This window comes from Rhodobacterales bacterium HKCCA1288, from assembly GCA_015693905.1.
In the GTDB taxonomy this organism is placed as follows: Bacteria; Pseudomonadota; Alphaproteobacteria; order Rhodobacterales; family Rhodobacteraceae; genus M30B80.
This window is the reverse complement of sequence record CP065161.1, coordinates 252,625-272,799: the sequence shown is the minus strand read 5'-3', so window position 1 is coordinate 272,799 and position 20,175 is coordinate 252,625. Positions and strand designations below refer to the sequence as shown.

The window sequence follows — 20,175 nt, the reverse complement described above, 5'->3', positions numbered from 1 at the left end:
TTACCTCGGCTGCGCTTTTGCCTCGCTCAATAACGCGAAGGCCAGCAGTAAAATCCACCCCAATCCCGTCCATCCCACCACGATGTTCAGAATGAAAACGCCAATGGTGCGCTTATGGCCACGAGGGTTGGAAAGAAGAACGCTGCGACAATCACAATCGCATAGGTCGCCAGAAACCCGTCTAAACTTGGATCACCTGTCATTCATCCGCCTTTCGCTCATCCCAGATTATGCCGCGCCCGTTCCACTGCAATGTCGATATTCACTTTATCCGCAAAACATTAGACAAATTTATATTTTGAGCTAGTTTTATTCCAATAAATAAAGAAAATAAGGGACAAACAGATGCGAAAAATCTTGCTTTCAGCGGCGCTTGTCGCGGGGTCATTCTTCACCACATCAGCGGACGCGTGTCCAAATTGGAACTTTCAAGCGGCAGAGCAATATAGCGGCAGCGGAAGCTATTTTTACACGCCACGTTATTATAATATTGTCGCTGGGGGTGATTATTCGCTCTCGAAATGCAGCCATATCCGACCGGCCACAGATGTCGGCCCGGGATTTTTCCCAGATCGACCAGATTTCCGATTCAACGTCTCGGGTATGGCGGCTTACGAGTTGCATATTCGCGTGGTCAGCGAATGTGACGCGGCCCTTTTGATCAATACCGCATCGGCAACTTGGTATTATGATGATGACGATAACGGAAATCTTGACCCCCGTATCATCCTAACCAACCCGCAAGACGGGCCGATTGATATTTGGGTTGGCACCTATGATGGGGCCTATTGTAACGCCCGTTTGGAAATCGAAACTTTCTGATCAAATTTGGCCGCACAGTGATGCTTGTGCGGCCAATTCATATGACCGATGAATATGAAGAGTGCCCAATGACCCGTAAAACAATTCTTGCCGCTCTTGCCCTATGCGGCCTTGCCACTATTGCCCGCGCAGACGAGGTGGCTTTTGCCGTGGATGAACGCAGCTTTAGCAGCAATTATGCCTGCGTCACCGCATCCGAGCGCGCCGTGAACCAAGTCGCTTCTTGGGTCGATTTTTCGGGCGGCGATGGCGCGGAATATTTGTGGTATCAAATCAACGGCAATATTTTTGTGACCATGAAATGTTACAACAATCAGCTGTATTTCATCCATGTGCATCGGATTGGGGATACTGGTGACGCGGGCAATATCCGCGACCGCATTACAGCCCTGCTTTACAGTGCAAAATGATCGCGCACGCCCTTTGCATCAATCAGACTGAGGATTGGGGAGGGAAGCGCGTGGTGGGTGATGAGAGACTCGAACTCCCGACATCTTCGGTGTAAACGAAGCGCTCTACCAACTGAGCTAATCACCCTCGCCATCGCGTGAAGGCGTATTAGCCGCATGATGCAGGGATATGCAAGCCCGATCTGCAAAGAATTTTGCGCCAAAGGCGCAAAGTTTTCTCAAAACCCAATCTTCACCTCACCCCCATTGGCGGTAATCACATAAACCCCGCCCTGCGCATGGCCCAAAGATGCCGTTTGGTCAGGGTCTAGCCCGCGCAAAAGGCCGCGCAAGGTTTGGATCACAACGCCATGGCTGACCAATAGGCTTGGCCCCTTCAAATCAGCCACCAGATCCTGCAGACGCGCCTCAAGGGCCGCGCGCGTTTCGCCCCCTTGGGTCAAGAGAGAATGACGATAGACCTGCGCCTCGGTGTCAAAGCGCACAGGCCAATTCGCCTGCACCTCGGCCCGCGTAAGCCCCTGCCATTGCCCCATATTCACCTCGCGCAGACGCGCGTCTTGCACGAGGGTCGGCAAATCGGGATAGGCCCGCGCAATCAACCGCGCGCTGCGTGCCGCGCGCCCAAGCGGACTGGTTCGGAAATCTGTCACTGCGTCATAGCCTTGGCGGCTGATCATTTCCTGCAACAAACGACCTTGCGTCTGCGCCTGCACAACCCCATTGGGGGTAAGCGCAGAGTCGAGCCAACCTTGAAACCGATGCTCGTTATTCCATTCGGTTTCCCCATGGCGCAGCAAATATATCGGAAAATTTCGCCGCATCACAAAGATCACCTCGCCCGTGGGTCACAGACCTGCCCCGCCTCAACAATAGGCCAGATGGTGGGTGATGAGGGATTTGAACCCCCGACATCTTCGATGTGAACGAAGCGCTCTACCACTGAGCTAATCACCCGTTCTGCGCGGAGTTCTTCTAGTCAGCCGCGCCCCACTGCGCAAGGGTTTAGTCTTGGTCGGTTTCCTCGCGCTTGCACCGCGTTTATCAGCCTCGATCAGTTTTATCCGCGCCACCATCGGGCGCCCATCCTGACCATCCTTATCTTTGCGCAACATGACCTTGCCAAATGGCGGCAGGATCAGGTCGCGCCCTTGATCTAGGGCTTCGGCCATCTCGACCAGAACCGCATCCATGACTTCGCGCGCATCCGTGCGTTTGACACCCACCCGCATCGCAACCGCCTCAAGCAGGGCGCGGCGCTTCAGCGCCTCAATCTTCGTTTTGGGTTTGCTGTCAGATTTGGCGGCGGTCACGGCCTTGAGCGCGGGCTTGTCAGACGGTTTTGCTGTTGCTTTTGATTTGGGCGCGATCACCGCCGCGACCGAGGCCACCGCAGGTTTTGGTTTCGCTGCCGCCTTATCCGTCGTGGATTTTGGTGATTTTGGTGCCATGTGTGCCCCCATTTGGCCAATCCTATCTACGCCGCATGGTATCAGGACATATTATATATTAAAACTATATGTTTTGATTTTGCGGCACCCGAAAAAGAAAACCCCCGCCACGGATGTAACGGGGGCAATTTCGCGGAATGTGCCACGTTAATGGGTTGTGGCGCTGCTGTCTTTTGCGGCCTCAAGCGCGCGCTGTGCGGCGGCGGCGGCCTCTGCCTCCTCATCCCAATCAATCGGTTCGGGCTGACGGGTCAAGGCCTTGGCGAGAACCTCGCTGACATGGGACACGGGGATAATTTCCAATCCCTCTTTCACATTGTCAGGGATTTCGGGCAGGTCTTTTTCATTTTCCTGCGGGATCAGCACTGTTTTGATCCCCCCTCGCAACGCGGCCAACAACTTCTCCTTCAGGCCACCGATGGCCAAGACATTGCCGCGAAGCGTCACCTCGCCCGTCATCGCAATATCACGGCGCACGGGCGTTTGGGTCAGAACCGACACGATAGACGTCACCATCGCGATCCCTGCACTGGGGCCATCTTTCGGGGTCGCCCCTTCTGGAACGTGGACATGGATATCCCATCCGTCCAGTTTCGGGGGCTGCACGCCGATTTTGGGCGCGATAGAACGCACATAGGAACTGGCCGCATCGATGGATTCCTTCATCACATCGCCAAGCTTGCCCGTGGTTTTCATACGCCCCTTGCCCGGCAGACGCAGCGCCTCAATCGACAGCAGATCACCGCCCACACTTGTCCAAGCCAGCCCTGTGACAACACCGATTTGATCATCCGATTCCGCCAGACCAAAGCGATAGCGGCGCACTCCAAGCATCTCTTCAAGTCGCTCACGGGTCACTGTCACCGATTTCTCGCCGCCCTTGAGGATCGCGGTCAAGGCCTTGCGGGCAAGTTTCGCAACTTCGCGCTCTAGGTTCCGCACGCCCGCCTCGCGGGTATAATAGCGGATCACATCGGTCAGCGCCTCAGGCTCGACCGCGAATTCCCGCGCCTTGAGATTGTGGTTTTTCACCTGCTTTGGCAGCAGATGCCGTGTCGCAATTTCCAGTTTTTCATCTTCGGTGTAGCCCGAAAGCGAAATGATCTCCATGCGATCCAACAGCGGCGCAGGCATGTTATAGCTGTTCGCCGTGGTCAGGAACATCACGTTCGAGAGATCATATTCAACCTCCAAATAGTGATCCACAAATGTGGCGTTTTGTTCAGGGTCGAGAACCTCCAACATCGCACTGGCAGGATCCCCACGGAAATCTTGCCCCATCTTGTCGATCTCATCGAGCAGGATCAGCGGATTGGTGGTTTTCGCCTTTTTCATCGCCTGAATGATCTTGCCAGGCATCGACCCGATATAGGTGCGGCGATGGCCCCTAATTTCGGACTCGTCCCGCACACCGCCCAGACTGATGCGAATAAACTCGCGCCCCGTGGCCTTCGCCACCGATTTCCCAAGCGAGGTTTTCCCAACACCCGGAGGGCCCACAAGACAAAGGATAGGCCCCTTCACCTTGGCCGAACGTGCCTGCACCGCGAGATATTCGACAATGCGCTCTTTGACCTTCTCAAGCCCGTAATGATCCGCATCCAAAACCTCTTCGGCGCGGGTGAGGTTCTTTTTCACACGGCTTTTCACGCCCCAAGGCAGCGAGACGATCCAATCGAGATAATTGCGCACCACAGTCGCCTCAGCGGACATGGGCGACATATTTTTTAGCTTTTTCAGCTCTGCATCGGCCTTGTCGCGCGCCTCTTTTGACAGTTTGGTGGCGGCGATTTTTTCTTCTAGTTCGGCCACCTCATTGGCGCCGTCTTCGCCATCCCCCAACTCGCGCTGAATGGCCTTCATCTGTTCGTTCAGATAATATTCGCGCTGCGTGCGCTCCATCTGTGACTTCACGCGGGTTTTGATCTTTTTCTCAACCTGCAGCACGGACATTTCGCCCTGCATCAGGCCATAGACCTTTTCAAGGCGCTCGGAGACGTCAATCGTTTCAAGCAAATCTTGCTTTTGCGCGACATCAACACCGAGATGCCCCGCGACCAGATCGGCCAGTTTTTGTGGCGCTTGGGTTTCAGAAACCGAGGTCAGCGCATCCTCTGGGATGTTTTTCTTGATCTTGGCATAGCGCTCAAACTCGTCTGCGACCGACCGCAACAAGGCCGTTGTTGCCGCCTCATCACCCAATTTTTCTTCAAGCGGCGCGGCCTCTGCCTCAAAAAACTCGTCCGTTTTGGTGAATTTCTTGATTTTGACGCGGGATTTTCCTTCGACCAATACTTTGACTGTGCCATCGGGCAATTTCAGCAATTGCAGAACCGAGGCCAAGACACCCACCGAATAAATTCCTTCTGGTTCAGGGTCATCAATGGCGGGGTCAATTTGACTGGACAGCAGGATCTGGCGATCATCCTGCATCACCTCTTCCAGCGCACGCACCGATTTTTCGCGCCCCACAAAGAGCGGCACAATCATATGGGGAAACACGACAATGTCGCGCAGCGGCAGAACTGGATAGGTTTCGTGAATTTCTGGCATCATGCCTTCCTTTTCTTCGTGGCAAGAGAGCGCGCGATCCCATCTTTGGCAATCATTTGGCTCTCTCCTCATGGAGCAGCTACATTTGGGCAGCCTTGAGACGCATTTCAAGCGGGGAAGTTAATCTATGGTTTACGCATCAGGGCCGCGCCTTCAATCTGCGTGCCATATTGCGCCCCTGCCAATCTTGACGCGTCTTGCGGCTGCATTTCATGCAATGCTGCACTAGGGCGCGGGCAGTGACAAGCCGAAAATCAGGGTTAGATCGGCTCGATATCGCCCTCTGCGCGGGCGGCGTGGAAGCCCGCCTCAAACTGGGCGAATTGCCCCGCCTCGATGGCCCCGCGCATCCCTTCCATAAGTTCTTGGTAGTAATGCAAATTATGCCATGTCAGCAGCATCGAAGAAATAATCTCGCCCGCGCGGAACACATGATGCAGATAGCCGCGCGAGTAATTGCGACAGGCGGGACAGGTGCAATTTTCATCCAAGGGGCGCGGATCATCTTGGTGGCGGGCATTTTTGATATTCACCTGCCCCCGCCGCGTCCATGCTTGCCCCGTGCGCCCCGAGCGCGAAGGCAGCACGCAATCCATCATATCAATCCCACGCGCCACAGCCCCCACAATATCATCGGGCTTGCCCACCCCCATCAGATAACGGGGGCGATCTTGGGGCAAGAAATCAGGGGCGTAATCGAGGCAATCAAACATGGCCGCCTGCCCCTCGCCAACGGCGAGACCACCGACCGCATAACCGTCAAAGCCAATATCACAAAGCGCCTCGGCGCTTGCCTGTCGCAAATCGCGCTCTAGCCCACCTTGCATGATCCCAAAAAGCGCATGACCCGGCCTCTCGCCAAACGCCGCTTTCGAGCGCGCTGCCCATCGCATGGACAATTCCATCGAGGCCGCAATGCGATCTCGATCCGCAGGCAAAGCGGGGCATTCATCGAAACACATCACAATATCCGACCCCAGCAGCGCCTGAATTTCCATACTGCGCTCGGGCGTCAGCATATGTTTTGACCCATCCACATGCGAGCGGAACGCAACCCCTTCCTCGGTCAGTTTGCGCAGATCTGACAGGCTCATCACTTGAAACCCGCCGCTATCGGTCAGGATGGGCTTCTGCCAATTCATGAATTTGTGCAGGCCCCCGAAACGCGCAACCCGCTCAGCGGTCGGGCGCAGCATGAGGTGATAGGTGTTGCCCAAAAGAATATCCGCACCTGTGGCTGCAACACTTTCGGGCATCATTGCCTTGACCGTTGCAGCCGTGCCTACAGGCATGAAGGCGGGCGTGCGGATTTGCCCACGCGGGGTCGAAATCACGCCACGGCGCGCCTTGCCATCTTGGTGTAATAATTCAAATGCAAACTCTTTGGGCACGGGATAAAGCCTCGCTCAGATTGGGCCTCCGTTCATAGGCGATTCTGCGCCAATGCCAAGGCCCGAGAATGATTTCACCAGATGGGGTATCGCATGGATCAAGTCTTTAAACTTGGTTGGGAAGAATGGGTTGGCTTGCCACAATTGGGGCTGCCTGCACTAAAGGCTAAGGTGGACACAGGCGCGCGCACCTCGGCGCTGCACGCCTTTGATATCGAACTCTTTGGCCCCGCTACTAAGCCGAAAGTGCGGTTTTTGATCAATCCAATTCCTGCCCGCCCAGATTTGGCGATTGCCTGTTCTGCAACCATCCATGACCGCCGCGATGTGACCAGTTCCAATGGTGATACAGAGGCGCGCTATGTGATCCTCAGCCAGCTCGAAATCGGCCCGTTGCGGCAAGAAATTGAAATCACGCTCACCGATCGCGCGAATATGAGCTATCGGATGCTTCTGGGGCGGCAGGCGATTGGGGCAGATTGGATCATAACCCCCTCAGAAAGTTTCTGTCAGCCGCAACGCAGTTACGAGGTCTATCACACCGCTGCGGTCAAAGAGACCGCGCCCAAACGCGCGCTGCGCATTGCCGTTCTGAGCCGCGAACAAAACTACACCACACAAAAATTGCAGGCCGAGGGCGAGGCGCGCGGCCATGTCGTTGAAGTGATCAACACAACCCGTTGTTACATGGCGCTAAATGCCATAACGCCTGCGGTTTATTATGACGGGCAAGAATTGCCAAAATATGATGCGGTTATTCCCCGCATCGGCCCTTCGATTACGGCCTATGGTGCGGCGATTTTACGGCAATTTGAAACGCTTGGCGTCTATTGCCTGAATGGCAGCGCCGCCATCACCGCAAGCCGTGACAAGCTGCACGCCCACCAAATTCTGTCGCGCCACCGCATTGGCATGCCCCAAACGGCCTTTGCGGCAAGCCCAAAGGACACCAACAACCTCATCACCTTGGTGGGCAATGCCCCGTTGGTGGTCAAATTATTGGAATCGAGCCAAGGCAAGGGCGTAGTCTTGGCCGAAACCAAGAAAGCCGCGCAATCGGTGATCGATGCCTTTCGCGGCCTATCTGCGAATTTCCTTGTGCAAAATTTTGTCAAAGAGGCCGCAGGCGAGGATATTCGCTGCCTTGTCATTGACGGCAAAGTGGTGGCTGCGATGAAACGTGTGGGGGCGGCGGATGATTTCCGCTCGAACTTGCATCGTGGCGGCACGGCGGTCAGCGTGCGTATCACCCGCGAGGAACGCGAAACCGCCATTCGATCCGCGCGCGCCTTTGGCCTTGGGATTGCGGGGGTCGATATGCTGCGTGGCGCTGACGGGCCTAAGGTGCTTGAGGTCAACTCTTCTCCGGGCTTTGAGGGCATAGAGGAGGTCACGGGCAAAAACATCGCCGCCCATCTTTATAGCGCCATCGAAAAACATGTGCGCCCTGCCCCCATCAAACGCCGCCCGCCGCGGTGATGAGCGTCACTGACCCTTGCCCTTGGCCCACCCTTTCCTTATATGTTTAGTCAGGAATTCGTCCCGCAAAGGATATGGCCCAAGATGACCAGCACTCCCGATCCGATGCCGCAAGAAACGCTTGAAGGGGCGCCTTTGATTGCGCCCTCTAGCACGGACCACCCGCTTTACGACACGGTGGTCGAGGCCTGCCGCACTGTTTATGACCCTGAAATTCCAGTGAATATTTATGATCTGGGCTTGGTCTACACGATCAATATCGATGCTGAGAATGCAGTCGAGGTAATCATGACCCTAACCGCACCGGGCTGTCCGGTTGCGGGCGAGATGCCTGGGTGGGTGGCAGATGCAATCGAGCCGCTCGAAGGGATCAAACAGGTCGATGTCAAGCTGACATGGGAACCCCCATGGGGTATGGATATGATGAGCGATGAAGCCCGTCTTGAGCTAGGGTTCATGTAAGATGTTCGGCATTCCAGGAAAAGCGGCAGTAACCCTTACCCCCGCTGCGATTGGGCAGATCAAGAAACTGATGACGCGTGACGGGCATCAGGGGCTGCGCATCGGGGTGAAAAAGGGCGGCTGCGCGGGCATGGAATATACGATGGATTACGCCGCGGAGATTGACCCCCATGACGAGGTGGTCGAGGTCGAAGGCGCGCGCGTGATGATTGCGCCCATGGCGCAAATGTTCCTCTTTGGCACAGAGATTGATTATCAAACCTCGCTTCTTGAGGCAGGGTTCAAATTCAACAACCCCAATGTGGCCGATGCCTGTGGTTGTGGTGAATCGATCAAGTTCAAGGATGTCTCAGAACTCAACGCAGAACGCGAGGGCTGACGCACCGCATCGCTTGCCAAGCGCGATTTCTGCCCCCTATAGTGAACCCGCTAAACTTGGGACGGGCACAAGGGGTTGATCCGTGCAATCAGAAGAATTTGAGGCGCTGTCGAAAAAAATCGACAGCTTGATTTCGCTTAATGCGCAAATTGCGGCGCAGGGGCGCAAGGCGCTGTTGGATGCAGAGGGCGTTTTCACATTCAACGCCTTTGGCGAGACGATCCGAATGTATTTGCCTGATGTGGCCCAAGATGTGATCCAAGGCCTGATCGCCACCACAGGCAGCTTTTTCGAAATGAACCATCTGACGGGTGTGTATCGTGACAAACTGATCCCCACGGGTGGCACGGTTCTGGATATTGGCTGCAATATCGGAAATCACAGCCTATTTTTTGCAAAAGTGATGAAGGCCGCAAAGGTCATCGCCTTTGATCCTCAACCCCATTGCCAGCGTATTTTCGAACGCAATGTTCAAGAAAACAATCTCAGCGGTGTGCGCTTTGAGTTGATGGGCCTTGGACGCGCGGCCGCGAAAATGCAAATCACGCGGTTTGATCCCAATAATTACGGTGCAACACGATTTGAACTGTCTGACGGCGGAACATTTGAGGTGCAGTCACTGGATGCCTATTGCGCCAAAGCCAAACTCAAGACGATTGATTTCATCAAAATTGATGTCGAAGGCATGGCCCTTGAGGTGATTGCGGGGGCGCATAAAACCTTGGACAGGTTCAAACCTCCGATGTGGATCGAATTGATCCCCCGCTTTGGCGAAGTGGCCCCTGCGACCGAGGCTTTGAAAGAAATCGGATATGAACTGGCCTATCGGTTTGGCCGCACAGATTATCTGTTTCACCACAAGGATAATAAAATCACAGCCGCGCCCCAATAATACATGACGCGATAAAACGGGTCACTGAGAGATGAAAGGCCTCTGATGTCTGCTTCGCAAACGGTCGACAAACGGCTTGGGCAAATCTGGATTGGCCAGCTTGATCCACCGCTTCAGTGGATGAAAACGTGGCGCGATATGCACCCTGACTGGGACTATACCCTGTATGACAATCAGTTTTTGACGGGACGCAAATTCAAATGCCACGCGCAGATCACTGAATATTTTCGGCAAGGGGAATATGCCGGCGTGTCAGATTTGATGCGCTATGAAATTCTCTATGAATTTGGCGGGATCATTCCTGAAACGGATTCCATCTGCCTGCGCCCCGTCCATGACCTGCTTCACCATCAAGGCCCGTTCACCTGCCGTGAGGTGGAAAATGAGGTATGCGATACCCATGGTATGCCGCGCAAAAAGGGCCTGCTTTGCCCCATTCTGGGCAGCCCCAAGGGCCATCCAATTCTCGCCACTTTGATCGAGGAACTGTCACAATCAGATCCAGCCACTTTGCCAAAGCCATGGAAAGGTTCAGGAAATTTTAGGTTGCGGCAGTTTTTCAAGCGGCATCGGGATTTGGCGCGCGGTCTTTATGTCTATCCCGCCTATATGTTCGTGCCCGAACATTTTCGCGGATGGCGCTATGAGGGCCCCGAGCACCCGTTTTGCAGACAGTTATGGGGCACGACAACAAGCGGCTACTCAACCACCAAAACCCCGCAAGAGATTGAGGAAAGCCGCGCAGAAATCCTTGCCGCGCTGATGGCCGCTTAGGCGGTTTTCATATGCAGATAGGTTTCTGCGTAGCGGCGGCTGAGGTGATCGCCTGCACGGATCACCTGATCTGATCCTGCGGGTGCGACATTGGCATCATAATTAGGATTGAAAAACAGCGGGATGGAAATGCGCTCTTCCGAACCGCCTGTGACGCGGTGCAATGTGGCTTTCACCCCGCCCTCGCTCCACATCTCGAGCATTTCGCCAAAATTGATGACAAAGACACCCGGCTCAACCGCGACAGGCAGCCATGACCCATCCCGCATCTCTACTTCAAGGCCCGCCTGCCCATCCGTGGCCAAAAGGGTGAGGCAGCCATAATCGGTATGGGCCGCGATGCCGAAATCCTTTTCACCCGCCCAATCTGGACGGGGTGGATAGAAATTTGCCCGCAACAGCGCCATGGGGCGATCGAATTTATCGGCAAAATAATCCCCGTCCTTGCCAATTGCCCGCGCAATCGCCGCAAGCAGGGCCAAGGACACAGCGCGCGCTTGCGCAAAATACTGCTCGACTGTTTCTTGAAAACCTTCAGGGGCTTCGGGCCAAAGATTTGGCGCATAGACAGGCAAATGCGCCATTGGATCGCCATCGGGCACGGGCAAGCCACAGTCGAACACTTGTTTATAATCAGGGTTTGCCATGGGATCGACCTGTTCGGATTTGGAGGCACCCCACCCGCGATTGGCCCCTGTGCGCGCCATATCCACGGCCGCTTTGGCCGCATCATCCATTTTGAAAAAACGGCGATAGAGCGCGATTAATTCTTGAACAGCCTCGCCCGAAATCGGCGTATTCTCAAGCGTCAAAAACCCAACGTCACGCGCGCCATAGGCGATAGTCTCAAGGGTCTCGGCATCACCTGCGATCATTTTCTGAAAATCAATTCGCGGTATCATCACGATTCTTACCCCATATTGGCTTGACCCTTGGCTGCATCCTTGCCACCCATAAATCCAAAGATAAAGAGGAGAGCGCGATGCGCAGAAAACTTGCCGCAGGAAATTGGAAAATGAACGGGCTTTTGGCGAATATGGCCGAAGTGCAAAGCCTGATTGCGGCATTCCCTGCACCGCAGCCAGTCGATATTTTGATCTGTCCGCCCGCGACCTTGCTGGGTGCGCTTGCCGCACAGTGCCGCGACAGCGCCATCGCGCTTGGGGGGCAATATTGCCATACCGCAACGGCAGGGGCGCATACGGGCGATGTTTCCGCACCCATGCTGAAGGATGCCGGGGCGGATTATGTGATTGTGGGTCATTCCGAGCGGCGCGCTGATCACGGCGAAACCAACGCCCAAGTGCGCGCGCAAGCAGAAGCGGCACTGGCGGCGGGGCTGACCCCCATTATCTGCTTAGGTGAAAGCGAGGCAGAACGGCGCGCAGGCCATGCCCGCGCGGTTGTTGAAGCACAGCTTGACGCCTCCCTCCCCGATGAAGGCGCGTTTGTGATAGCCTATGAACCGATTTGGGCGATTGGCACAGGGCTTGTTCCTGAACTGGGTGATATTGCCGAAATCCATGATGCCATGCGCGCTAATCTGGCTGCCCGCTACGGCGCGGATGCCGCAAAAAGCGTGCCGCTGCTCTATGGCGGGTCAGTCAAGCCAACCAATGCCGCCGAGATTTTCGCATTGGAAAATATCGATGGCGCTTTGGTGGGGGGGGCCTCTCTGAAGGCGCAGGATTTTGGCCCCATCATCACGGCCTTGGCCACATCAGACGGGGCCTGAACGCGCTTAATTGGCCGCCACAAAGCGCTGGATCACCAGACGCACCATGCCTGCGCTGTTATCATATTGCCGCAAGCCCACCAAATAGCTGCCACCGCCAAGAGGCTGCGCGATTTGGCTGTCATATCCAGACCCGCTATCGTCATTATAGGCAAGCTCACGGCCCACTGGATCGTAAAGGGCCAGAATTGGGTCAGAATTGCCCATGCCAACCGCATCAATCAGCAAAAGCCCATCCTCTGGCATAGACACGAGGAACCATTGCGCCTTGCCTGACACGCTGACATCGCGCACAAACTGCCCCGAAATTGCGCCCAAATCCGTGATAGGATAGCTGCCACCGATGGGGGGGCTGGCCTCTAGCGCCTCATACATCTGCTGCATGGCACGCATGGGGTCATAATCGCGCAAGGTCACTGTCACAGGCGCGTTTTGATCCGACAAGGCGCGCATCGCGATACAATAGCTGCCTGCGGGCAGCGGGTCAGCCATGTCAATCTGGCTATCAAGACCCACATGGTCGTCATTTTCCGCCAAGAGCCGCCCATCTGGCCCAAAGAGATAGATATAGGGATCAGCCGCACTGTTTTCGGCTTGAATGGTCACCGCCGTTGGGGCCGAAAGGCCAAAGCGATAATAAGGTGTGCTTGCCACGCTGCCTGTTTGGCTGATACCTGCGCTCAGCTCCGCTTGGCTCAAGGCCCCCGCTCCCAAAACCGTGGCGGGCGTATCCGCCGTGCAGGGCGTAACCCCTGCAAAGCTGCCTGTGCCTGCATCCAATCCCATCGTCAGCGCAGGATCGCGATCACTGAGGCCAATACGCAGGTCAACCGCGCCAGCGGTTCCACTAAAATCGCGCACCGCAACGCAATAGCGCCCCGCCGCCAAGTTGATCTCACCGCGCGCAGCAAAGTTTCCGCCGCTATCGTCATCATTCAAGATCAGACGGCCCGTTTCGTCATAGAGGTCTAAAACGGGATCAACCCCACCCTGCCCCACCGCCTCAACGCGCAGATTTGCAGATTGCGATAATGTGAACAGCCCGACCGCCTGATTGCCCGCAGACAGGCCAAGACCCGTCAGATCAAAGGCCGTGCTTGATTGGCTAAGGTCAGAGGCGGCCTCGGTGCCATTGGCCCAAAGACCCATGGCCCCCATTCCCCCACAAAAATCCTGCGCAAAGGCAGGGCTGCTTGCCGCAAACAGCCCCAGTGACAAGGCAAAAGACATACGTGCCGACATTGGTTAACCCCTATTTATGCTTCATCCGTCACGCCAAGCTTAGACGCAATCAGCACCGAACGGGGAAAAATTTGCGTGAAGGGGTAAATCTATTGCGCAGCCGTAACACGGGCCGCGGGCAGCATCGGGGCCAAATAACGTCCCGTATGCGATGCGGCAACGCCCGCGACATCCTCGGGCGTGCCTGTCGCCACGACCTGCCCCCCGCCATCACCGCCCTCGGGGCCAATGTCGATCAGCCAATCGGCGGTTTTGATCACATCAAGATTATGCTCAATCACTACGACTGAGTTGCCCTGATCAACCAATTCATGCAGTACTTCCAACAATTTGCGCACATCTTCGAAATGCAAGCCCGTGGTGGGTTCATCCAGAATATAGAGGGTGCGGCCCGTGGCGCGTTTGCTCAATTCCTTGGACAGTTTCACACGCTGCGCCTCGCCACCCGACAAGGTGGTCGCTTGCTGGCCCACCTTGATATAGCCGAGCCCCACACGCATCAGCGCGTCCATCTTCTCGCGAATGGATGGCACCGCTTTGAAAAACTCCTGCGCGTCTTCGACAGTCATGTCCAATACATCGGCAATGCTTTTACCTTTGAACGTCACCTCAAGGGTTTCGCGGTTATAGCGCTTTCCTTTGCAGGTTTCACATTCCACATAAACATCGGGCAAGAAATGCATCTCGATCTTGATGACCCCATCGCCTTGGCAGGCCTCGCAGCGACCGCCTTTGACGTTAAAGCTGAACCGTCCAGGCTTGTAGCCGCGCGCCTTGGCCTCGGGCAGGCCTGCGAACCAATCACGGATTGGGGTGAAGGCGCCTGTATAGGTCGCAGGGTTCGAGCGGGGCGTGCGCCCAATTGGGCGTTGGTCAATATCAATCACCTTATCGAGATGCTCTAGCCCTTTGATCGTCTCGCAAGGCGCAGGTGTCTGGCGCGCCCCATTCAGCCGGGCTGAGGCTGTTTTGAACAGGGTTTCAATCGTCAGGCTGGATTTGCCCCCCCCAGAAACACCCGTGACGCAAACAAATTTCCCAAGCGGGAAATCCACTGTCACCCCCTGCAGGTTGTTGCCTGTCGCATTGACCACGGTCACGGACTTGCCGCCCTTTTTGCCCTTGCGCCGCTCTTGGGGCACAGCAATCTCGCGGCTGCCCGACAGATATTGCCCCGTGATTGAGGCAGGGTTTTCCATGATCTCACGCGGCGTGCCAGAGGCCACAACTTGGCCGCCATGCACCCCTGCACCTGGGCCAATATCCAGAACGTAATCCGCCTCGCGAATGGCTTCCTCGTCATGCTCAACAACGATGACGGTATTGCCCTGATCGCGCAGGTTTTTCAGCGTATCCAGAAGGCGGGAATTGTCGCGCTGATGCAAACCAATCGAGGGTTCATCAAGAACATAAAGCACCCCAGTGAGGCCCGAGCCGATCTGGCTGGCCAAACGGATGCGTTGGCTTTCACCACCTGACAAGGTGCCTGCATTGCGTGACAGCGTCAGGTAATCCAACCCCACATTGTTCAAAAACCCGAGGCGTTCGCGGATCTCTTTTAGGATCGCGCGGGCGATTTCATTTTTTTGCGCACTCAAGGCCGCTGGCACAGTGTCGATCCAATCATAGGCCTGACGGATGGACATTTGCACCACCTCGCCCACATGAAGGCCGCCGATTTTCACCGCTAATGCCTCAGCCCGAAGGCGGTGCCCGCCACAAGCACCACAGGGGCGATTGTTCTGATAGCGTTCAAATTCTTCGCGGATCCACGCGCTATCGGTTTCACGATAGCGGCGTTCCATATTGGGGATCACCCCCTCAAACACGCGGGAAACCTGATAAACCCGCCCGCCCTCGTCATACCGAAAGGCGATTTCTTCTTCGCCAGAGCCGCGCAAGAACACATCTTGCACCGCCTGAGGCAGGTCTTTCCATTGCGCCTTAGGATCAAAGCCGTAGTGACGGGCAATTGCTTCGATGGTTTGCAGGAAATAGGGTGATTTCCCCTTGCGCCACGGCGCAATGGCCCCATCGGCAAGGCTAAGCGTGACATCAGGCACCATCAGCCGTTCATCAAAAAACAGCTCATGCCCCAACCCATCACAAGACGGGCACGCCCCAAAGGGCGCGTTAAAAGAGAACAAGCGCGGCTCAATTTCGGGAATGGTAAAGCCCGAAACAGGACAGGCGAAATTCTCAGAAAAGGTAATCCGCTCGGGATCGCCGTCCTTTGGTGCAGTCTCCAGAATGGCAATCCCATCGGCCAGATCAAGCGCCGTGCGCAAACTATCGGCCAGACGCGTCTCACTGCCCGCACGCACCACAATGCGATCCACCACAACGTCAATATCGTGGCGAAATTTCTTGTCCAAGCTTGGCGGGGTTTCTAATTCGTAAAACGCCCCATCTACCTTGACCCTTTGAAACCCCTGCTTGCGCAGCTCCAGCATTTCTTTGCGATATTCACCTTTGCGGTCGCGCACAATCGGGGCCAAGAGATAGGCGCGGGTTCCCTCCTCCATGCCCATAATGCGGTCGACCATATCCTGAACCTGCTGCGCCTCAATGGGCAGACCTGTTGCGGGGCTATAGGGCGTGCCCACGCGCGCAAACAACAAGCGCATATAGTCGTAAATTTCGGTCACGGTTCCCACGGTCGAGCGCGGGTTTTTCGAAGTGGTTTTCTGCTCAATGGAAATCGCGGGCGACAGCCCCGAGATGTGATCCATGTCGGGCTTTTGCATCATGTCAAGGAATTGCCGCGCATAGGCGCTGAGGCTTTCAACATAGCGGCGCTGCCCTTCGGCATAGATCGTGTCAAAGGCCAGTGACGATTTTCCTGATCCCGATAGGCCCGTGATCACGGTCAGTTGGTCGCGGGGAATATCGACATCGATATTCTTCAAATTATGCTCGCGTGCGCCGCGCACTTCGATTTTCTTTAATTCCGCCATCTGACCGCCCGTTCCTATATTAATGCGCCACAAGCTAGGGCGATCCTGTGCCTGCGCCAGTGCCACAAAGCAAGGGGCAGGATGGCGAGAACAAAACCGAAACGCGCAAACCTGTCAAGCATGGCGCTAGAACAGCAAAAGGGGCAAGGTTGCCCCTGCCCCAATACCCCAGACACATGAGACGCATGCCCCCTAGATATGGATCGCCCGCCCATAGGCATCAAGAACCGCCTCATGCATCATCTCTGACAAGGTTGGATGCGGGAAAACGGTCTCCATCAGGTCTTCTTCAGTGGTTTCCAGCTTGCGCCCCACCACATAGCCTTGGATCAGTTCGGTCACTTCCGCGCCCACCATATGCGCGCCCAAAAGCTCGCCCGTTTTGGCATCAAACACGGTTTTGATCAGCCCTTCAGGCTCGCCCAAGGCGATGGCCTTGCCATTGCCAATAAAGGGGAAGCGGCCCACTTTTACGGCATAGCCTGCGGCTTTGGCCTTTTCTTCGGTCAAACCGACCGAGGCGATTTGCGGGTGGCAATAGGTGCAGCCTGCAATGCTTTCAGGTTTCACCGCGTGAACCTTGCGCCCTGCAATCATCTCGGCGACCATCACGCCTTCATGGCTGGCCTTATGTGCAAGCCACGGCGCGCCTGCAACATCGCCAATCGCGTAAAGCCCGTCCACGCCCGTGCGGCAATATTCATCCGTCACAACATGGGTGCGGTCTATTTTGACCCCAAGCCCCTCTAGGCCCAAGCCCTCAACATTGCCGACAATACCAACGGCAGAAATGACTGTGTCGAATTCTTGCGTCTCAACCTTGCCGCCCATTTCGATATGCGCTGTGACCTTATCAGCCGCGCGATCCAGTTTCTTGACCACAGCCTTTTGCAGAATTTTCATCCCCTGCTTTTCAAAGGCCTTTTTGGCAAAGGCGGAAATCTCAGCATCTTCCACGGGCAGGATGCGATCCATCACCTCAACAACTGTCGTCTCAGCGCCTAGCGTGTTATAAAAACTTGCAAATTCAATCCCAATCGCGCCCGACCCAATGACAAGCAATTTCTTAGGCATATGCGGCGGGGTCAGTGCCGATTTATAGGCCCATACGCGCTTGCCATCCGCCTCTAGGCCCGGCAGTTCGCGGGCCCGGGCGCCTGTGGCCAGAATGATATGTTTGGCGGTCATGGTTTTCACGCCATCCTCGGCCTTCACCTCGACCTTGCCTTTCGCGGGAATGGTGGCCGCGCCCATCACGACTGTGACCTTATTCTTCTTCATCAAATGGCCAACGCCCGAATTCAGCTGTTTGGCCACATTGCGCGAGCGTTTCACGACCGCATCCAAATCATAGGAAATGCCATCCGCAGACAGACCGAATTCTTTAGCGCGGTGCATCAGGTGGAAAACCTCGGACGAGCGCAGCATGGCCTTGGTTGGGATACAGCCCCAGTTGAGACAAATCCCGCCCATATGTTCCCGCTCGACAGTCGCAACTTTCAGCCCCAATTGGCTGGCGCGGATCGCGGCCACATAGCCCCCGGGGCCTGCACCGATGACGATTACATCGAAATCTTGGTTGGACATGGCAGTTCTCCTGCAATTCGGGCCACGCAGGGGCGGCGGGATTCGGAATTGTTCAACGTTAAACTATCTCTAAACCATCTCTGATCGCGCTGCAATCTATCTAAGATTCCTGCAGACTGCGCAGCACAGAACCATAACCGCCCGCGTCTAGAAACGCCTGTTCTTCTGCGGTCATATCCCGCCCCAAGTCCGCGTTTCGATAGGGAAAACGGCCAAATCGGCGGATAATTTCAGCATGGGCGCGGGCATGGATCACATTGCCCTGCCCCGTCTGCGGCATCCGCGTTTCGATCAACTCAATCGCGCGGGTTTGATCTGCCAAATCCTCCGAATGCATGAAGGGCAGGTAGAAAAACTGACGTTCAGGCTCTGGGATGCTCAGATCATGGCCCATTTCTAACGCGTCCTTGGCCAATCCCAAAACCTTTGCATCGGTGGCAAAGGCCCGCGGGTCGGCGCGAAACATATTGCGCGGGAATTGATCCAACAGGATCATCAGCGCTAAGGCAGTCGGGGCGGTATTGATCCAATGATCCATCGCGCCTGCTGCCGCCCCCTGCCATGCCGTGCCAAAACGGGCGCGGATTTCAGCGTCAAAATCATCATCGCGGCGATACCACGCCTCGGGCCCTGCCCCGATCCAGAACTCTGTGATCTCTTGCGCCAGCGGGTCTGTCATCCGATCTTCCCCCTTTAGACTATTGTCAAAGAGAGACTGCCACGATCACGCAGCAGGAGGAAGCGTTCCTTGCGCGTCATCGCCATCATCGGAGGCCGCATCCGCGAAAACCTCTTGCGCCAAGCCCACCACAACGGGCGAGGCTGAGGGCAAAACAGGCGCATAGCTGCCTGTATCTTCCACTGTGGGTGCAGGGCGCACCGTCATACGATAGGCCGCATAAAGCGCCAAAACCGTGACCAAGCCGCCGATGAAATAGAAATACCCCAAGGGGCCAATGGCCTGCATCATGCCGCCCACGACAATCGGGCCGAAAATCGCCCCGACCCCGTTCACAAACAACAGACGCCCCCCTGCGGCGGGCATTTGTTCAACCTCAAGAAAGTCGTTCACATAGGCAATCAACAACGCATAAAGCGGGTTGGCCATGCCGCCTATGAAGAAGGCCGAAATCACCAAGATCGAAAAGATGCCAGAACTGAGCGCACCCAACAGGCCCGCTGCGCCGCAAATGGCCGCCAAGATCATGATCAACAGACGGCGATCCATCCGATCAGAAATCCATCCAATGGGGAATTGCAGAACCAAGCCGCCCACATAAAAGGCCGATACAAAAATGGACAATTGCGCAATTGGCAGCCCTGCCTGCGTGGCGAAAACGGCCGCCATGCCGAACATGGCCGAATAGACACCGCCCATAAGGAATGTGCCAATCACACCCAGGGGCGAGATTTTCAAAACCTCCATCAGGCTCATCGGCTTGGCGGTTTCAAATGCCGGCGTTGGGGTGACCGACAGCAAAATCGGCGCGAAACTTAGCGAAACCAGAACCGACAGCACCACAAAGAGGAAATAGTCGGACGGATCCCCAAGGTTCAGCAGCATTTGCGCGGCAACAATGCCGACCATCTGCACCACCAGATAGACCGATAGGGTCTGACCACGGGTTTCATTGGTTGCGGCATTGTTCAGCCAAGATTCCGCCGTGACATAGACGGCTGCAAAACAGGCCCCAATAATCAGGCGCAACACTGTCCATGCAATAGGATCCGTCAGCACAGGATAAAGGATCAGCACCGCCGATATGACCGAGCCCAGCGCAGCGAAGGTGCGGATATGTCCCACGCGGCGGATCATTTCTGACCCCATACGCGAGCCGATCAGAAACCCCGCAAAATAGGCAGACATCACCACGGACATCTCAAAGGTTGAAAAACCCTCAATTTCGCCGCGCACACCCAAAAGCGTGCCCTGAAGGCCATTCCCGACCATCAGAAGCATGATACCCAAAAGCAAGGCCCATGAATTTCGCAACACCAATAACATGCGCGATCCTTACGCTGCGCGGCACCAAACTAATGC

At 55.7% G+C, this 20,175-nt stretch carries 19 protein-coding genes and 2 tRNA genes; 8 read left to right on the top strand and 13 right to left on the bottom strand.

What is annotated here, in order from left to right; all coding sequences use genetic code 11:
- A complete protein-coding gene (locus tag I3V23_01330) occupies window positions 1-105 on the bottom strand; it encodes a hypothetical protein (GenBank protein ID QPI86624.1) in 105 nt (34 codons plus the stop codon).
- Between the two features lie 240 nt (window positions 106-345).
- Between I3V23_01330 and I3V23_01325 the strand changes: the two genes are divergently transcribed.
- Together I3V23_01325 and I3V23_01320 are read left to right on the top strand one after the other, a co-directional pair.
- Complete coding sequence (locus I3V23_01325) at window positions 346-822, top strand: hypothetical protein (GenBank protein ID QPI85682.1); 477 nt, start codon at window positions 346-348, stop codon at window positions 820-822.
- Window positions 823-890: 68 nt separating this feature from the next.
- The gene (locus I3V23_01320) at window positions 891-1,232 is read left to right on the top strand and encodes a hypothetical protein (GenBank protein QPI85681.1); all 342 of its coding nucleotides are present in this window, start codon (window positions 891-893) and stop codon (window positions 1,230-1,232) included.
- A 51-nt stretch (window positions 1,233-1,283) separates the two neighbouring features.
- Here the strand turns inward: I3V23_01320 and I3V23_01315 are convergent.
- The 6 genes from I3V23_01315 to tgt all read right to left on the bottom strand — a co-directional run bounded on the left by I3V23_01315 (window position 1,284) and on the right by tgt (window position 6,627).
- Window positions 1,284-1,359, bottom strand: a tRNA-Val gene (locus I3V23_01315).
- A 91-nt stretch (window positions 1,360-1,450) separates the two neighbouring features.
- Window positions 1,451-2,056, bottom strand: coding sequence for a histidine phosphatase family protein (locus I3V23_01310; protein QPI85680.1), 606 nt, complete (start codon window positions 2,054-2,056; stop codon window positions 1,451-1,453).
- Window positions 2,057-2,114: 58 nt separating this feature from the next.
- Window positions 2,115-2,189, bottom strand: a tRNA-Val gene (locus I3V23_01305).
- A complete protein-coding gene (locus I3V23_01300) occupies window positions 2,180-2,683 on the bottom strand; it encodes an HU family DNA-binding protein (protein ID QPI85679.1) in 504 nt (167 codons plus the stop codon). Before I3V23_01300 ends, I3V23_01305 begins: the two co-directional genes overlap by 10 nt.
- A gap of 147 nt (window positions 2,684-2,830) precedes the next feature.
- Window positions 2,831-5,239, bottom strand: a complete 2,409-nt coding sequence (gene lon / locus I3V23_01295; protein QPI86623.1) for an endopeptidase La — start codon at window positions 5,237-5,239, stop codon at window positions 2,831-2,833.
- A 257-nt stretch (window positions 5,240-5,496) separates the two neighbouring features.
- On the bottom strand, window positions 5,497-6,627 hold the full coding sequence (gene tgt / locus I3V23_01290) for a tRNA guanosine(34) transglycosylase Tgt (protein ID QPI85678.1): 1,131 nt from the start codon (window positions 6,625-6,627) through the stop codon (window positions 5,497-5,499).
- 93 nt (window positions 6,628-6,720) lie between these two features.
- Here tgt and rimK point away from each other — a divergent pair, with 93 nt between their 5' ends.
- From rimK to I3V23_01265, 5 genes are all read left to right on the top strand, one after another.
- On the top strand, window positions 6,721-8,106 hold the full coding sequence (rimK, locus tag I3V23_01285; protein QPI85677.1) for a 30S ribosomal protein S6--L-glutamate ligase: 1,386 nt from the start codon (window positions 6,721-6,723) through the stop codon (window positions 8,104-8,106).
- Window positions 8,107-8,190: 84 nt separating this feature from the next.
- Window positions 8,191-8,568, top strand: a complete 378-nt coding sequence (locus I3V23_01280) for an SUF system Fe-S cluster assembly protein (protein ID QPI85676.1) — start codon at window positions 8,191-8,193, stop codon at window positions 8,566-8,568.
- A gap of 1 nt (window position 8,569) precedes the next feature.
- The gene (locus I3V23_01275; GenBank protein ID QPI85675.1) at window positions 8,570-8,947 is read left to right on the top strand and encodes an iron-sulfur cluster assembly accessory protein; all 378 of its coding nucleotides are present in this window, start codon (window positions 8,570-8,572) and stop codon (window positions 8,945-8,947) included.
- A gap of 82 nt (window positions 8,948-9,029) precedes the next feature.
- Entirely contained in the window at window positions 9,030-9,839 is an 810-nt protein-coding gene (locus tag I3V23_01270) for an FkbM family methyltransferase (GenBank protein ID QPI85674.1), read from the top strand.
- 45 nt (window positions 9,840-9,884) lie between these two features.
- On the top strand, window positions 9,885-10,613 hold the full coding sequence (locus I3V23_01265; GenBank protein ID QPI85673.1) for a hypothetical protein: 729 nt from the start codon (window positions 9,885-9,887) through the stop codon (window positions 10,611-10,613).
- Here the strand turns inward: I3V23_01265 and I3V23_01260 are convergent.
- Window positions 10,610-11,515, bottom strand: coding sequence for an isopenicillin N synthase family oxygenase (locus I3V23_01260; GenBank protein ID QPI86622.1), 906 nt, complete (start codon window positions 11,513-11,515; stop codon window positions 10,610-10,612). The genes I3V23_01265 and I3V23_01260 overlap by 4 nt on opposite strands.
- A gap of 80 nt (window positions 11,516-11,595) precedes the next feature.
- Between I3V23_01260 and I3V23_01255 the strand changes: the two genes are divergently transcribed.
- Window positions 11,596-12,348, top strand: coding sequence for a triose-phosphate isomerase (locus I3V23_01255; GenBank protein ID QPI85672.1), 753 nt, complete (start codon window positions 11,596-11,598; stop codon window positions 12,346-12,348).
- A 6-nt stretch (window positions 12,349-12,354) separates the two neighbouring features.
- Here I3V23_01255 and I3V23_01250 read toward each other — a convergent pair whose 3' ends face one another.
- The 5 genes from I3V23_01250 to I3V23_01230 form a co-directional block, all read right to left on the bottom strand.
- Window positions 12,355-13,590 (bottom strand): DVUA0089 family protein, encoded by a 1,236-nt coding sequence (locus I3V23_01250; protein ID QPI85671.1) that lies wholly within the window; start codon window positions 13,588-13,590, stop codon window positions 12,355-12,357.
- A gap of 89 nt (window positions 13,591-13,679) precedes the next feature.
- The gene (gene uvrA / locus I3V23_01245) at window positions 13,680-16,547 is read right to left on the bottom strand and encodes an excinuclease ABC subunit UvrA (GenBank protein QPI85670.1); all 2,868 of its coding nucleotides are present in this window, start codon (window positions 16,545-16,547) and stop codon (window positions 13,680-13,682) included.
- Window positions 16,548-16,739: 192 nt separating this feature from the next.
- Window positions 16,740-18,134, bottom strand: coding sequence for a dihydrolipoyl dehydrogenase (gene lpdA, locus I3V23_01240; GenBank protein ID QPI85669.1), 1,395 nt, complete (start codon window positions 18,132-18,134; stop codon window positions 16,740-16,742).
- Window positions 18,135-18,234: 100 nt separating this feature from the next.
- Entirely contained in the window at window positions 18,235-18,813 is a 579-nt protein-coding gene (locus I3V23_01235) for a DUF924 domain-containing protein (GenBank protein QPI85668.1), read from the bottom strand.
- A 45-nt stretch (window positions 18,814-18,858) separates the two neighbouring features.
- Complete coding sequence (locus I3V23_01230) at window positions 18,859-20,139, bottom strand: MFS transporter (GenBank protein QPI85667.1); 1,281 nt, start codon at window positions 20,137-20,139, stop codon at window positions 18,859-18,861.
- Window positions 20,140-20,175: the final 36 nt, after the last annotated feature.